At 36.5% G+C, this 14216-nt stretch carries 14 protein-coding genes; 7 read left to right on the top strand and 7 right to left on the bottom strand.

Features of this window, described 5'->3' with window-relative positions:
- Positions 1-29 precede the first annotated feature (29 nt).
- The 4 genes from NK356_RS11785 to NK356_RS11770 all read right to left on the bottom strand — a co-directional run bounded on the left by NK356_RS11785 (position 30) and on the right by NK356_RS11770 (position 3834).
- Positions 30-632, bottom strand: coding sequence for an aminodeoxychorismate/anthranilate synthase component II (locus NK356_RS11785; RefSeq protein WP_034696020.1), 603 nt, complete (start codon positions 630-632; stop codon positions 30-32).
- 51 nt (positions 633-683) lie between these two features.
- Complete coding sequence (locus tag NK356_RS11780; protein WP_253317046.1) at positions 684-2108, bottom strand: anthranilate synthase component I family protein; 1425 nt, start codon at positions 2106-2108, stop codon at positions 684-686.
- A gap of 246 nt (positions 2109-2354) precedes the next feature.
- A complete protein-coding gene (locus tag NK356_RS11775) occupies positions 2355-2999 on the bottom strand; it encodes a hypothetical protein (protein WP_253317045.1) in 645 nt (214 codons plus the stop codon).
- A gap of 382 nt (positions 3000-3381) precedes the next feature.
- The gene (locus NK356_RS11770; protein WP_034696093.1) at positions 3382-3834 is read right to left on the bottom strand and encodes a cupin domain-containing protein; all 453 of its coding nucleotides are present in this window, start codon (positions 3832-3834) and stop codon (positions 3382-3384) included.
- Between the two features lie 200 nt (positions 3835-4034).
- Between NK356_RS11770 and NK356_RS11765 the strand changes: the two genes are divergently transcribed.
- From NK356_RS11765 to NK356_RS11745, 5 genes are all read left to right on the top strand, one after another.
- The gene (locus NK356_RS11765) at positions 4035-4250 is read left to right on the top strand and encodes a hypothetical protein (protein WP_034696013.1); all 216 of its coding nucleotides are present in this window, start codon (positions 4035-4037) and stop codon (positions 4248-4250) included.
- Positions 4250-4624, top strand: coding sequence for a c-type cytochrome (locus NK356_RS11760; protein ID WP_253317044.1), 375 nt, complete (start codon positions 4250-4252; stop codon positions 4622-4624). The genes NK356_RS11765 and NK356_RS11760 overlap by 1 nt, the downstream gene beginning before the upstream one ends.
- Positions 4625-4627: 3 nt before the next feature.
- Entirely contained in the window at positions 4628-5578 is a 951-nt protein-coding gene (gene rlmF / locus NK356_RS11755; RefSeq protein WP_253317043.1) for a 23S rRNA (adenine(1618)-N(6))-methyltransferase RlmF, read from the top strand.
- Positions 5579-5738: 160 nt separating this feature from the next.
- Positions 5739-7436, top strand: coding sequence for a lysine--tRNA ligase (gene lysS / locus NK356_RS11750; protein ID WP_034696005.1), 1698 nt, complete (start codon positions 5739-5741; stop codon positions 7434-7436).
- Positions 7437-7563: 127 nt separating this feature from the next.
- The gene (locus NK356_RS11745) at positions 7564-8307 is read left to right on the top strand and encodes a hypothetical protein (RefSeq protein WP_034696004.1); all 744 of its coding nucleotides are present in this window, start codon (positions 7564-7566) and stop codon (positions 8305-8307) included.
- Positions 8308-8327: 20 nt separating this feature from the next.
- Here the strand turns inward: NK356_RS11745 and NK356_RS11740 are convergent, their stop codons facing one another.
- The 3 genes from NK356_RS11740 to NK356_RS11730 are packed head-to-tail and all read right to left on the bottom strand — an operon-like array spanning position 8328 to position 11195.
- Positions 8328-8843: a ClbS/DfsB family four-helix bundle protein gene (locus tag NK356_RS11740; RefSeq protein ID WP_034696002.1), complete on the bottom strand. Its 516-nt coding sequence runs from the start codon at positions 8841-8843 to the stop codon at positions 8328-8330.
- Positions 8844-8850: 7 nt separating this feature from the next.
- The gene (locus tag NK356_RS11735; protein WP_034695999.1) at positions 8851-9855 is read right to left on the bottom strand and encodes a cytochrome d ubiquinol oxidase subunit II; all 1005 of its coding nucleotides are present in this window, start codon (positions 9853-9855) and stop codon (positions 8851-8853) included.
- Positions 9852-11195, bottom strand: coding sequence for a cytochrome ubiquinol oxidase subunit I (locus NK356_RS11730; RefSeq protein WP_034695998.1), 1344 nt, complete (start codon positions 11193-11195; stop codon positions 9852-9854). The genes NK356_RS11735 and NK356_RS11730 overlap by 4 nt, the downstream gene beginning before the upstream one ends.
- A gap of 233 nt (positions 11196-11428) precedes the next feature.
- Between NK356_RS11730 and gyrB the strand changes: the two genes are divergently transcribed.
- Positions 11429-13363 (top strand): DNA topoisomerase (ATP-hydrolyzing) subunit B, encoded by a 1935-nt coding sequence (gene gyrB / locus NK356_RS11725; protein WP_034695996.1) that lies wholly within the window; start codon positions 11429-11431, stop codon positions 13361-13363.
- 82 nt (positions 13364-13445) lie between these two features.
- Positions 13446-13868, top strand: coding sequence for a DUF5684 domain-containing protein (locus NK356_RS11720; RefSeq protein WP_253317042.1), 423 nt, complete (start codon positions 13446-13448; stop codon positions 13866-13868).
- The last annotated feature ends 348 nt before the right edge of the window (positions 13869-14216 follow it).

Here is a 14216-nt window from a genome sequence, read left to right as displayed (position 1 = left end):
TATGGTTGTTGAAGAGATTTCTAAGGTTTTCATGACAACAGAAAGTTTTTAATAATTACTTCTCCTTCCGGCGTTAAAATACTTTCAGGGTGAAACTGTACTCCGTGTACATCATATGTTTTGTGCTGCAAAGCCATGATCATTCCGTCTTTATCTACAGCTGTAATTTCCAGTTCTTCCGGAAATCCTTCCGGATTTACTGCCCAGCTGTGATATCTTCCTACTTCCAATCCTGATTGCAGATCTTTGAAAACTTTGGTATTTTCTTTTACAATTTCAGTAGTGGTGGCTACTCCGTGGAAGATTTCAGAGAGATTAATCAGGCTTCCTCCAAAAGCTTCGGCTATAGCCTGCTGCCCGAGACATACCCCAAGGATACTTTTTGTAGGAGCATATTCTTTAATAAGGTCTAATAAAATACCGGCTTCTTCTGGAATTCCGGGGCCGGGAGAAAGGATGATTTTGTCATATTTTCCAATCTCTTCGAGAGTAATTTTATCATTTCTTACCACATCCACTCTTTGATTCAGAACTCTTTCGATAATCTGGACAAGGTTATAGGTGAAGCTGTCATAGTTGTCGAAAACGAGAACTTTAAGCTGTGGCTGTTGGGTGTTTATATTGTTGTTCATTGCTTTTTTTGTTAGATAGTTGCTGGTAATTTTTGTTGCTGGTTGACGGACTTATTTTTCAACTATTTTTTCGGCTTTTTCTACAGCTTTTTTAAGAGCATTCAGTTTGTTATTGACTTCCTGCAGCTCACTTTCAGGAACAGATTTTGCCACAAGGCCTGCACCAGCCTGATAAAATAATGTATTGTTTTTGCTTAAGAAGGTTCTGATCATAATAGCCTGATTGCAGGTTCCATTCAATCCGATAATTCCTATACAACCGCCATAGTATCCACGGGAATCTTTTTCGTATTGGTTGATTAGCTGAAGTGCTTTATGCTTAGGTGCACCGCTCAATGTTCCTTGAGGGAAAGTTGTGGAAACCATTTCAAGAGGATTGATATCATTAGCAACATCTGCAGTCACTTCACTTACCATATGAATCACGTGAGAGAAAAGCTGGATCTCTTTAAGTTTAGTAACAGTTACATTTTTTCCAAGCTTTCCAAGATCATTTCTAGCGAGATCTACCAGCATAGTATGTTCTGCATTTTCTTTGGGATCAGCTTTTAAAACTTCAATAGCTTCAAGATCAGCTTCAAAGTTTCCTGTTCTTTTTGAAGTTCCGGCAATCGGATGAATAATTGCTTTATTATTTTTAATGATTAACTGGCTTTCAGGACTTGATCCGAATAATTTATAATTTCCGTAATCAAAATAGAACAGGTAAGGGGAAGGGTTGATATTTCTCAAAGCACGGTACACATTGAACTCATCTCCCTTGAATTTCTGTTCAAATCTTCTGCTCAGTACCAACTGGAAAACATCACCACGCATACAGTGTTTCTGTGCTGTTTTTACCAGTTCAAGATAATCTTCATCAGTAATATTAGAGGTTTCCTCACTGGTTTTCTCAAAAGGATAAACCGGAGTATTTTGATTTTTAATAAGGTTTTCCAACAGATGAAGTTCAGATTTTACCCCATCAATAAAGTTTTCAATAATATGCATTTCATCATTGAAATGATTGATCGCAATTACATATTGGTATAATCTGTATCTCATCACAGGAATTTCTACTTCCTTGCTCTGTGCTTTAAGATGGATGTTTTCAAAAAACTGTACCGCTTCAAAACTTGTATATCCAAAAAGACTCTGAGCTGTCTGTTCAATCGGATCATTGGTTTCTTCACATTTAAAAATTTTTCGGAACTCTTCAAATATATCTGTGATATTTCGCTCCATAATAAATTGCTTTACGGGAGCAGAAGCAGGAAGTTTGATTTCATATTCGTTGAGGTTTTTCACTTCTATTCCGGCAATAGCATTTACCGCAATGAAGGAAAAGTTATTATCAATACTCTTGGAATCTGAACTTTCCAGAAGAATAGTATCCCGGAATTTATCCCTGATCTTAAGATAAATATTCATGGGAGTATGAAGGTCTCCCAGTGTTTTTTTCGAAACAGTTTTTATTGTAATTGTGTTGGTCAACATTTTATTGTTTTTTGTGAGATTAAGGAATAAAAAAAGGCTTTAACGGTATCCGTCAAAGCCTATATATTGTTTTTTGATTATTTCTGCTGTAGTTAACAACATGACAATACCTCCAGACCCGACGAAGAGTTTGAAAGCCACCACCAAATATTGTTGTTCATTTTTAACATGGGACAAATGTAGAAATTTTTTTAATAAAAAAACTAAAAAATATCAGAAAATACTAAAACTTAATATAAAAATCCTTTATTTAAGCTGCTTAAGCTCCTGTTTCAATTCTTTGATTTTTTCCTTATAAGTTTCATTATCGTAGTATCTTACATAATCTTCCAGGGCAGAAATGTATTCTTCAATAAATTCTTTATTCGTTTTGTCTGCTTCATATTTGATTCTGGCAGAGTTTACAGGAGCCAGTTTTGAATATTTAAGATTAGCCTGCCCTTCATCAGACTGATTGTAAAGAATGACGATATTTTTTTCATATCCCGGAATATATTTTACAGGGAAAGCAATTTCAGTTTGCGGGATTCTGATTGCATTTTCAATAGGATAGATGGATGCAGTAGTGGTGGAGAAAAAGGTTGAAATATATTTTCCATCCTGTTTTTTCACAATAGCTTCATAATCGTGGATATACATGTCATTCAGGGTAGAATTGGTTTCTACATCCGAGGTGATAATAGCTGTGCTTTCCACTCCGTATTTGTTTAAAAACCATGCATTTAAAAACTGTCCGCCAAATCCATTTACTATAGCCAATGGAATAATCGGAATTAAAAGCCATGCTTTTTTGGTCAGATAGGAGAGCAATCCAAAGAACGCAAACAACAGAATCACAGTATAAAAACCATGATGACTGGTGAAAAACAGAATTTTTGAAATTAAAACCATGGATTAAATATAACCATAATAATCTTTTATTTAAACGCTGAGATCGCAAAGATGTTATTAAATGATTGTTAAAATGGCCACAAAGGCGTTTCACTCAGCAAAAGACGCTGTCATTAGCTAAACGACGTGGCTTTGCGAACATAAATAAGGTTTTACTATAAATATTTTGCGAGCATAGTGTTTAAACTATTTATTGTATTGGTTCTATAGAAGAATAATCTAAACGCTGAGGTCGCAAAGATGCTATTAAATTATTATTAAAACGGTCGCAAAGGCGTTTCACTTAGCAAAACCCGCTGTCATTAGCTGAACGAAGTGGCTTTGCGAGCAAAAAATATAGTTTTATGATAATTTCCTTTGCGAACAAAGCGTTTAAAACCATTTATTGTACCGGTTCGGACAAAGGAATATCAGGAGTTCCGCTGTAGAAAACAATTAAGGTGACTCCTTTGTCTCCCGTTTTACCTCGGTGGCCCACATTCACCATTTCTGGCAGCACCTGACCTTTACGTATCCATTGTGTTTTGCCATCTTCCTTTCTTTCCACCTGAATTTCACCTTTTTCTACATAAGCTGCATTGATCACAGGATGTTTATGCCAACTCAGTGCTGAATTAGGAGGTACGGTAATTTTAAGAACCGTGATTTCCGGCTGTGTAGTAGGATAGGCCGGATATACTGTTCCATCCCATGATTTAGTTGTTTTTAAAAGTGTCACCGACTCTATTTTATCAGAATATTCTGATTGTGGTTCGTTAGATGAATTGTCACACGAAAGAAAAAGGGAAGAGGCTACAACAAAGAAAGTTGTAGCCAACAAATTTTTTTTAGTCATAAGCTTCATATTTATATTTCGGTTTTGGCTCGGATCATCCGATATACAAAAATAATAACCTATTTTAAATTTCCCTATTGATTGAATTATTTTTTTATTGTTAAATTAAAACTCTGATCCCAAAAATATTTCTCAAAGAAAACATTTGTCATAAGTTTAAAAGGTTATTTTTTATATTTTTGCTTCCAAATTAGAAAAAAATGAAAAAAGTATTAGCAATCGCATTTATCGGAGGTTTATTATTAGCAAGCTGTTCTAAAAAAGTAGATCACTCTTTACAGGACACCAACACGATGCTTCCAGAGCCAGAAGTAGCTACTGTTGATTCTACGGCTAAAACTGCTGCTCCAGCTGCTGCAACTCCGGCTGCTCCTGCACCTGAAGCTGCTAAAACAGATTCTACAGCGAAGAAATAATGAAAAAAATACTTTTAGCAGGAACTTTAGGTCTTATGATCATTTCCTGTTCTAAAAAAGAAAATACAGCAGAACTAGCATCTTCTTCTGAAACGGCCGCTGTTTCAGAACCTGCTCAATCTAATCTTTCAGGTGATCAGATCATGGAAACATTGGATTGCTCAGGATGCCATTCTGTTAATGAGAGAATGATAGGACCTTCTTATAAGGAAATTGCAGGAAAGTATTCTGAAAAGGATACAGAACTGCTGGCTTCCAAAATTATAGAAGGCGGAAGTGGAGTATGGGGAAGTGTGCCTATGGCCGCCCATCCACAGGTATCTAAAGAAGATGCCAAAAAAATGGTGGAATATATTTTAAGTCAGAAGAAATAGAATATGTCCGCTGAAAAATCCAGTCTGCACACAAGAAATCTGCATCGCAATCCCTATGATTTTGATCAGCTTATTTCTTGTGTGCCGGAACTGAAACATTATGTTTTCGAGAATGCTTATCAGACGGTAACCATTAATTTCAGCATTCCAAAAGCAGTGAAACTGCTCAACAAAGCCTTACTCTTACATTTCTACAATATTAAAGGCTGGGATATTCCCGATACCAATCTTTGTCCGCCCATTCCGGGAAGGGCAGATTATGTACATTATATTGCAGATCTTTTAGGCAAACAGCTTGATACAATTCCCGTAGGAAATTCTGTAAAAGGGTTGGATATAGGAACAGGAGCTAACCTTGTGTACCCTTTAATCAGTCAGAGATCTTATGGCTGGACCATGCTGGGAACAGATATCAATCAGGATTCTTTGAAAAATGCTCAGAATATTCTGGACCAGAATGAAGATTTATCCACTGCCATTCAGTTGAAAAGTCAGCCTGATGCTGGTCATATCTTTACCAATATCATTGGTTCTGACGACAGATTCACTTTTACGATGTGTAATCCTCCTTTTCATGATTCTGAAGAATCTGCCATAAAAGGGAATATCAGGAAAACCAAAAACCTTAGTAAATCAAAGAAAACGAAACCTCTTCTTAACTTCGGTGGGCAACAGTCGGAACTTTGGTGTGAAGGTGGTGAGCTGGCATTTATCACAAAAATGATTAATGAAAGCGTATTATTTTCATCACAGGTTCTTTGGTTCACATGTCTGGTTTCTAAAAAAGATAATCTCAATAAGTTGACTAACCTTTTAAAAAACGTCAAAGCCGTAGAGGTGAAAACCATTGATATGGCTCAGGGACAAAAAGTTAGCAGAATGCTGGCGTGGACGTTTATTCCTCAGAAAAACAGAAAAACTGGTTGGTTTAAAGTTCGAGGGTTTAAAGTTTAAGGTTAATAGCGCAATAATTCAACTCTTGCATCTTATACCCCGCATCCCGCAACACGTACCTCACAACCCGCATCTCAACTACTTTTTAAAATTTCTGAAAAAAGCCATTGATGGTCATGTCAAAAATGCCTAAATTTGTACGCTTTTAGAAAAATAAGAAATGCAATTATCAGAACAAGAAATCATTAGAAGAGAAAAGCTGAATAAGCTTACTGAAATGGGGATTAATGCGTTCCCTGCGGATGAGTATATAATTACAGATACTACAGAATCTATAAAACAGGACTTTTCTGAAAGTAAACAGGTGAAGATCGCTGGTAGATTGATGTCCCGCAGAATTCAAGGAAAAGCTTCTTTTGCAGAATTGCAGGATTCTAAAGGAAAAATCCAGGTTTACTTCAACAGAGACGAGATCTGTCCGGGTGAAGATAAAGAACTATATAATGAAGTTTACAAGCACCTTTTGGATATCGGTGATATTATCGGTATTGAGGGAGAATTGTTTACTACTCAGGTAGGAGAGAAGACTGTTTTAGTGAAAAACTTTACGCTTCTTACAAAGGCTTTACGTCCTCTTCCTCAGGCAAAAACTGACGATAACGGTGTTGTACACGATGGGTTCACCGATCCGGAATTAAGATACAGACAGCGTTATGTAGATTTAACGGTAAATCCACAGGTAAAAGAAATTTTTGTGAAAAGAACAAAATTGTTCAATGCCATGAGAACATTCTTTAATGATGCAGGATATTTTGAAGTGGAAACACCAATTCTACAGTCAATTCCTGGTGGAGCAGCAGCAAAACCGTTTATCACACACCACAATGCGCTGGACATTCCACTATATTTAAGAATTGCCAACGAATTATATCTGAAAAGACTGATCGTAGGTGGTTTTGACGGAGTATATGAGTTCTCTAAAAACTTCAGAAATGAAGGGATGGACAGAACCCATAACCCGGAATTTACGGCTATGGAAATCTATGTAGCGTACAAAGATTACAACTGGATGATGGATTTCACTGAGAAATTATTGGAATTCTGTGCTATCCAGGTAAACGGAACTACAACGGCTACTTTCGGAGAACATAATGTAGACTTCAAAGCTCCTTATCCAAGAGTTTCCATGACAGAAGCAATCCTTAAATTTACAGGATTCGATATCACTGGAAAAACGGAGAAGGAATTATACGATTTTGCCAAGTCTATCGGTATTGAAGTGAATGAGACAATGGGGAAAGGAAAATTAATCGATGAGATCTTTGGTGAGAAATGTGAAGGAAACTTCATTCAGCCGACTTTCATTACGGATTATCCGATCGAAATGTCTCCACTGACAAAGAAACACAGAAGCAAAGAAGGTTTAACAGAGCGTTTTGAATTAATGGTATGCGGTAAAGAAATCGCTAACGCTTATTCAGAGCTTAATGATCCTATCGATCAGAGAGAACGTTTTGAAGCACAGATGGCGTTATCTGAAAGAGGAGATGATGAAGCAATGTTCATCGACCAGGACTTCTTAAGAGCGCTGGAATATGGTATGCCGCCAACTTCAGGATTAGGTATCGGTATGGACAGATTAATTATGTTCTTAACGAATAATGCCTCAATCCAGGAAGTATTGTTCTTCCCTCAGATGAGACCTGAAAAAGCAGTTCCACAGATTGAATTAGGTGAGGATGAGAAAGTAATCCTTGAAATCCTTAACTCTCAGGAAGAAGCAATGTCTCTAGCTGAAGTAAAAGAAAGAAGCCAGTTATCAGGTAAAAAATGGGATAAAGCTTCTAAAACTTTGACAAAAAATAATATTGTGAAAGTAGAAAAGATTGACGAAAATCTTTTGATGAAATTGGCTTAAGATTTAATACAATAAATAGTATAAATAGAAAGACTGCTTTTGGGCAGTCTTTTTTTGTAGGACATTGTAAAAGAAGGTTTTATTTGTATATTCATCTCTTAAAAAACTAACTGAAAACCTATTAAACATGTCAAAACGAATTAAAATTCTTCAGCCTGTGGCGCTATATTCTGCTCATGAAGAAAATTCCAAAACCTCTGACTTTTTACATGAAGGAGAAATTGTAGAATTTAACCGGGAAAAAAGGCGAAATGGAATTAACTGGATGGAAATTTATATTGCCGGAAAGACCTTATATATTAAGAAAGATTTTTCTAAAATGTATATTGTGAGAGATGCCAGTCTTTCCGATGATTCCTGCACCGTTGTATTTATTGAAGAAAATGATGGTAGAAAAAGATCTTTTTCTGAAGTATTCAGTGGTTCAAGAATAGAAAATGAAGAAAATAATACGGCTGTAAGACTAAGCAGGACTTATGATTCAGGGAAAAAGGAAAAGTATCTGGAACTTTTCTATGATAAAAGCAATGCAGACGTGAATATTAAAACACTTGTTAAAAAAGATAAATTTGACATTACTTCTGAAAACAAGGTTTTTCTTGAAATTTTATATGGTAAAAGAACAGGGTATATTCTTTCCAATGTAGATTATTCTGAAAGTAAAGACTGGTGGATGAAACCCCTTATGTATATCATCATGATTGCTGTGGCAATCCTTGCATTTGCCGTAATTTTTAAAACCGGATGGATCGTTATAGGGCCAATTCTTTTGATTCCAGGTGCTATATTAGCATTTGTCATTATGCTTGTTGTCAAAATAACACTAGGAATACTCAATTTCTTTTTTCAAAGGATCAGAAAGCGTTTTTAAACAATAAAAAAGGTACAGAACTATGCTGTACCTTTTTCTTTTTTCCATTTCCGAAGCTGTGCCCTGAAGTTTTTAAACGGAGCCACGGTATTGATATGAATCCATTTCCAGACTGGCCACTGGGCGGGAGTAGTTGCCCATTTTCTTTGTCCGGGAGTGAATAATGTTTCATCGTCAAGATTTTCTATCCAAGTGATAATTTCATCAACCTTACTTTGCAGCAGTTCTCTTTGCTGTTGTAAACTATAAGAACCGTATTCATGATAAAAAAACTGATATAATCCTCCCAGATTATTCCATTTATATTCAGGAGTGGGAGTTTTCACTTCAATTCCTTTGCTTTCATCAGATTCCCACTGTAAAAGCAGGTGAGTCCAACCCAATTGATAGGAAATATTTTGGGACGGAGTTTTGTCAACTCCTGGTTGCAGAAGATCTTTTTCCTCTTCTTTTACATCATTAAATTCCTGATCATAGAGCAGGTATCTTTTCTTTAGCTCCTCAATGAGTTCTGTTTTGTCTTTATAAGTCTGCATATTTTACCTATTTTCTCAACTTACTGAAAGAAGCCATCAGATAAAATAAAAACGGAAGAATAAATAATGAACCCAGCATCAATGCCCATCCCAATGCGGCAATAGTCTTTGGAGGAGCCATATGCTCAAGCAATGAAAGATGTTGTCCGTTTCCTAATAAAATAATATCCGGATTATGCTGATACGTTGCTGCCACTAAAATCATCACCATCTGGAATCCGGCCAAAGCACGTACAGGAAGTAGTTTTTGACGGTTCATCGCTCTTAAAATAAGCAATAAAGCAATCGTAGCAAAGGCAATTGCCATAATCCCCAAAGGTTTAGAAAATACCCACATCAAAAGGGGAATGTCTGAAATATAAGCGGTCACAAATACCAAAATACCTGTAATTACCACGAAGATCATCGTCTGCTTGGATTTTCTGATCATTAATAAAAGATCAGCCTTATCACGCGTTTCTCTTAATGAAAAGATAGAAGCAAGATAGGCACAAAGCGCTACCGTAAATAAACCTACAGAAACTCCAAACCAGTTCAGCCAGCTGAATACATACAAGTCCAGAAAACCTACAGCATCAGGATTGATAGAATGTGAAACCGTAGCAGCAGCAATTAATCCCAAAAAGAAAGGAGTTAAAAGACTGGCATAATAAAAGATCTGAGTATATAAAACCTGCCAGTTATCTTTCACAGCATCATAATGTCTGAAGGTAAATGCTGTTCCTCTCGCAATAATTCCCAAAAGCATCAGTACTAAAGGAATATGAAGATAGGTAGACATGGTGGTATAAATCTCGGGAAACCCTACAAAGAGAATTACAATCGCAATGATGAGCCACATATGATTGGCTTCCCATACAGGAGCTATGGATTCATACATGATTTCCTGGGTCTTATTTCTGGCTTTTTTATGCGTGAAAAGTTCCACAATTCCAGCCCCGAAATCAGCTCCGCCTAAAATAATATAAAGACAGATGGATAGCCAGAGAAAACCTATTACAATGTAAATCATGATTTTTTGTTTTTATCGTTAAACTGAGCATCGGTAGGATCGTAAAGCTTCGGTACCATTTGAATCTGTCTCTTTAAAAGAAAAACAAGGATTAATGATAATGATACGAAAATAGCAGTAAAGAAATAGAATGAATACTGTATTCCCGGCATAGGAGTTACTGCATCAACCGTTCTCATAATCCCATAAATAATCCAGGGCTGTCTTCCTACTTCTGTCACTGTCCATCCGGCTTCCAGCGCAATATATCCGAAAGGTGTTGCTATTAAAAATGTTTTCAGTAACCAGTGTTTGTTCAGCCATTCTTTTTTGAAGAAGAAAGCATATAAATAAATAGCTCCAATAACAATCATTACCACTCCGAAGAAAATCATGATTTGAAAAGCATAATGAACCACAGCAATCGGAGGCCATTCATCTCTAGGGAAATCCTTAAGACCTTTAACTTCAGAGTTGAAATCATTGCTCACCAGAAAACTTAAAACTTTCGGAATTTTTACTGCATATTTCACCTCTTCTTTTTCCTCATCAGGAATTCCTCCGATCACAAATGAAGCCCCTTTTTCAGTTTCAAAATGAGCTTCCATAGCTGCCAGTTTGATAGGTTGTCTTTCTGCCACCGATTTCGCAGCAACATCACCACTTAAAGGTGCTCCGAACGCTCCAATCAAAGCAAATCCTACGGCAATTCTAAAAGCTTTGGTATGAAATTCAATATTTCTTTTTCGTAGAATCATAAAGGCGTGTACTCCAGCTACAGCAAACCCCGTTGCACAAAATGCCGCAACCGTCATGTGAAGAGCCTGAGGGAACCAAGCATCATTGAACATTGCTTTGATAGGATCTATGTTAAGATACTGTCCATTGATATAATCGAAACCGGTAGGAGAATTCATCCATGAGTTGGCTGCTACTACCAGAATTCCGGAAGCAAGTCCGCTTACTCCTACTAGAAATCCACAGAACCAGTGAAACCATTTATTGAACCTTTCCCATCCATATAAAAAGAAGCCGATAGCAATAGCCTCAATGAAAAAGGCAGTTCCTTCCAGAGAAAACGGCATCCCGAAAATCGGACCTGCATGTTTCATAAAACCGGGCCATAGAAGTCCGAGTTCAAAGGAAAGCATCGTTCCTGAAACAGCTCCCGTAGCAAAAAGGATGGCTACTCCTTTGCTCCATGCTTTTGTCAGTCCTTTATATACTTCATTATTGGTCTTTAGGTATTTCCAATGGGCAAAAGCCATCAGAAAAGGCATCACCATACCCACACAGGAGAATATGATATGAAAGCCCAGAGAGAGTGCCATCTGAGCGCGTGCAGCTATAAAATCATCCATAATATCAACTTTTCAGTAAATAAATTTACGCATAAATTATTGATTAGAGTATGATTTACAACAGTTGGTATTTCAACAATACATTTTAATTTTGAATCTTTTATTGGCTTACTTTTTCTTATGTTTTTACTAAGAAAACTCTACATTTTTTTGACACTTTTTAACTTTCATACCTCGAAAAAAATCACGATATTTGTAAGTCTTTGCATATAGCAGGATTTTTAATATTTAATATGAGTCAAAAACAATATACAGCTAGTAGTATTCAGGCATTGGAAGGAATGGAGCACGTTCGTATGCGTCCTTCAATGTACATTGGTGATGTAGGAGTCAGAGGACTTCACCACTTGGTTTATGAAGTAGTAGATAACTCTATTGACGAGGCATTGGCAGGATACTGCGACACGATCTTCGTTAGCATCAAGGAAGGAAACGGAATTGAAGTAAGTGATAACGGTAGAGGTATCCCGGTTGATTTCCATGAAAAAGAACAGAAATCTGCCCTTGAAGTTGTAATGACGAAAATTGGAGCCGGAGGTAAGTTTGACAAAGACTCTTATAAGGTTTCAGGAGGTCTTCACGGGGTTGGGGTTTCGTGTGTGAATGCACTTTCCAATGAGATGATCACTACAGTTTACAGAGATGGAAACGTTTACCAGCAGATCTATTCAAGAGGAAAAGCTCAGACAGGTGTAGAGGAAATTGGTCACAGTGAAAGAAGAGGTACCAAACAGTTTTTCCAACCGGATGATACCATCTTTACAGAATTAATTTATAATTACGATACATTAGCAAGCCGTTTAAGAGAACTTTCTTATCTTAATAAAGGAATTACCATTACATTAACTGATGAAAGAGAGAAATTAGAAGATGGTTCTTTCAGAACGGAAATTTTTCATTCAGAAGGTGGGTTAAAAGAATTCGTTGCTTACATTGACGGAAACCGTGAATCTATCATGGAACACGTAATTTTCATGGAAGGTGAAAGAGATGATATTCCTGTAGAAGTAGCAATGCGTTACAATACTTCTTTCAATGAAAATCTTCACTCTTACGTAAACAACATCAATACGCATGAAGGAGGAACTCACCTGGCAGGTTTCAGACGTGCTTTGACGAGAACCCTTAAGAAATATGCAGATGATCTTGGTATTCCACAGAAAGAGAAAGTAGAAGTTACAGGAGATGACTTCCGTGAGGGGTTAACAGCTGTAGTTTCTGTAAAAGTAATGGAACCTCAGTTTGAAGGACAGACTAAAACAAAATTAGGAAACTCTGAAGTTTCAGGGGCTGTAGATAAAATTGTAGGGGAGATGCTTACTAACTTTTTGGAAGAAAACCCTAATGAAGCTAAGCTGATCGTTCAAAAGGTTGTTTTAGCTGCAAAAGCAAGACAGGCTGCTAAAAAAGCCCGTGAAATGGTTCAGAGAAAATCTCCGATGGGAGGTTCTGGTCTTCCGGGAAAACTATCTGACTGTTCTTCAAAAGATCCGGCAGAATCAGAGATCTTCCTTGTAGAGGGAGATTCCGCAGGTGGAACAGCTAAGCAGGGAAGAGACAGACACTTCCAGGCTATCCTTCCTTTAAGAGGTAAAATTCTGAACGTAGAGAAATCTATGCTTCATAAAGTTTATGACAATGAGGAAATCAGAAATATATATACAGCTCTTGGGGTTTCTGTAGGTACTGAAGAAGATAGCAAAGCATTGAATATGGCTAAGCTGAGATATCACAAAATCGTTATCATGACCGATGCCGATATTGACGGATCTCACATTTCTACACTGATCCTTACTTTCTTCTTCAGATATATGAAGGAGCTTATTGAGAACGGTTATATTTATATTGCTCAGCCACCTTTATATCTATTAAAGAAAGGAAACAAAAAAGTATATGCTTATAACGAAAAAGAACGTGAAGAGTTTACTTTAGAAATGGCTCCGGACGGTAAAGGAGTAGAAGTACAACGTTACAAAGGTCTTGGAGAAATGAACCCTGAGCAGCTTTGGGAAACTACCCTTAATCCTGAACACAGAATTCTGAAGCAGGTAACTATCGATAATGCTGTAGAGGCAGATAGTGTTTTCTCAATGTTGATGGGAGATGAAGTTCCGCCAAGAAGAGAGTTTATCGAGAAAAATGCGAAATATGCAAAAATTGATGCATAAACGTTTTTAAAAATATAATAAAAAAAGCTTCTAATTATTTAGAAGCTTTTTTTATATTTGGATAAACCAAAAAAACAATAATATGTTAACTCTTTTACAAACAGACCCTTACAACGGGGCAGATGCAGCTTCTGGAGCAGTAGCTGCAGGATTAGGGATCGGAACAATGTTCTTCGGCTTACTTTGCTATATTTTCTATGGATATTGCATGTACAAAATCTTCCAGAAAGCAGGAAGACAAGATGCCTGGGCTGCCTTTATTCCTATTTATAACACCATCGTATTGCTGGAAATTGTGAAAAAACCAATTTGGTGGATCATTCTTTTCTTTATTCCATTGGTGAATATCTATGCATGCTGGATTGTATATGACAGGCTAGCTAAAGGCTTTGCCAAAGAAACTCCTCTTTACACGATTCTGATTCTCCTTTTCGGATTTATTTTTATTCCTGTACTGGGACTTGGAAGTGATCAGTTTGATAGTAAACTGGTCCCGAATGATTAAAAAAGAAACAAAAAAATTAAAAGACTTCATTTTTGAGGTCTTTTTTTATAAATAATTTTCAACTGTAGAATTTATTGTACTTCTTATTGTTATTAATTCTACATTATTTAAATTACATGAATTGTAATTTATTTTAAATTTGAAATGCAGATAATATGAAGTTTATCCCTTCATGCTACAGAATAGGTACACCCTTCTCCCAATATAGAATGAGTATAAATATTCTGTTTTTAACTTTTCAAAATTGAATGATGAAAAGTTGATAATGTGTTCATTTTCTTATAGGTACATTTAATACGGTACTTTTTTAAGTAATAGGTTAAGGCTTCACATGTTGAAGCCTTTTAT

This window comes from Chryseobacterium sp. S0630 (assembly GCF_024158915.1).
Lineage (GTDB): Bacteria > Bacteroidota > Bacteroidia > Flavobacteriales > Weeksellaceae > Chryseobacterium.
This window is presented reverse-complemented; position numbering and strand designations above follow the sequence as displayed.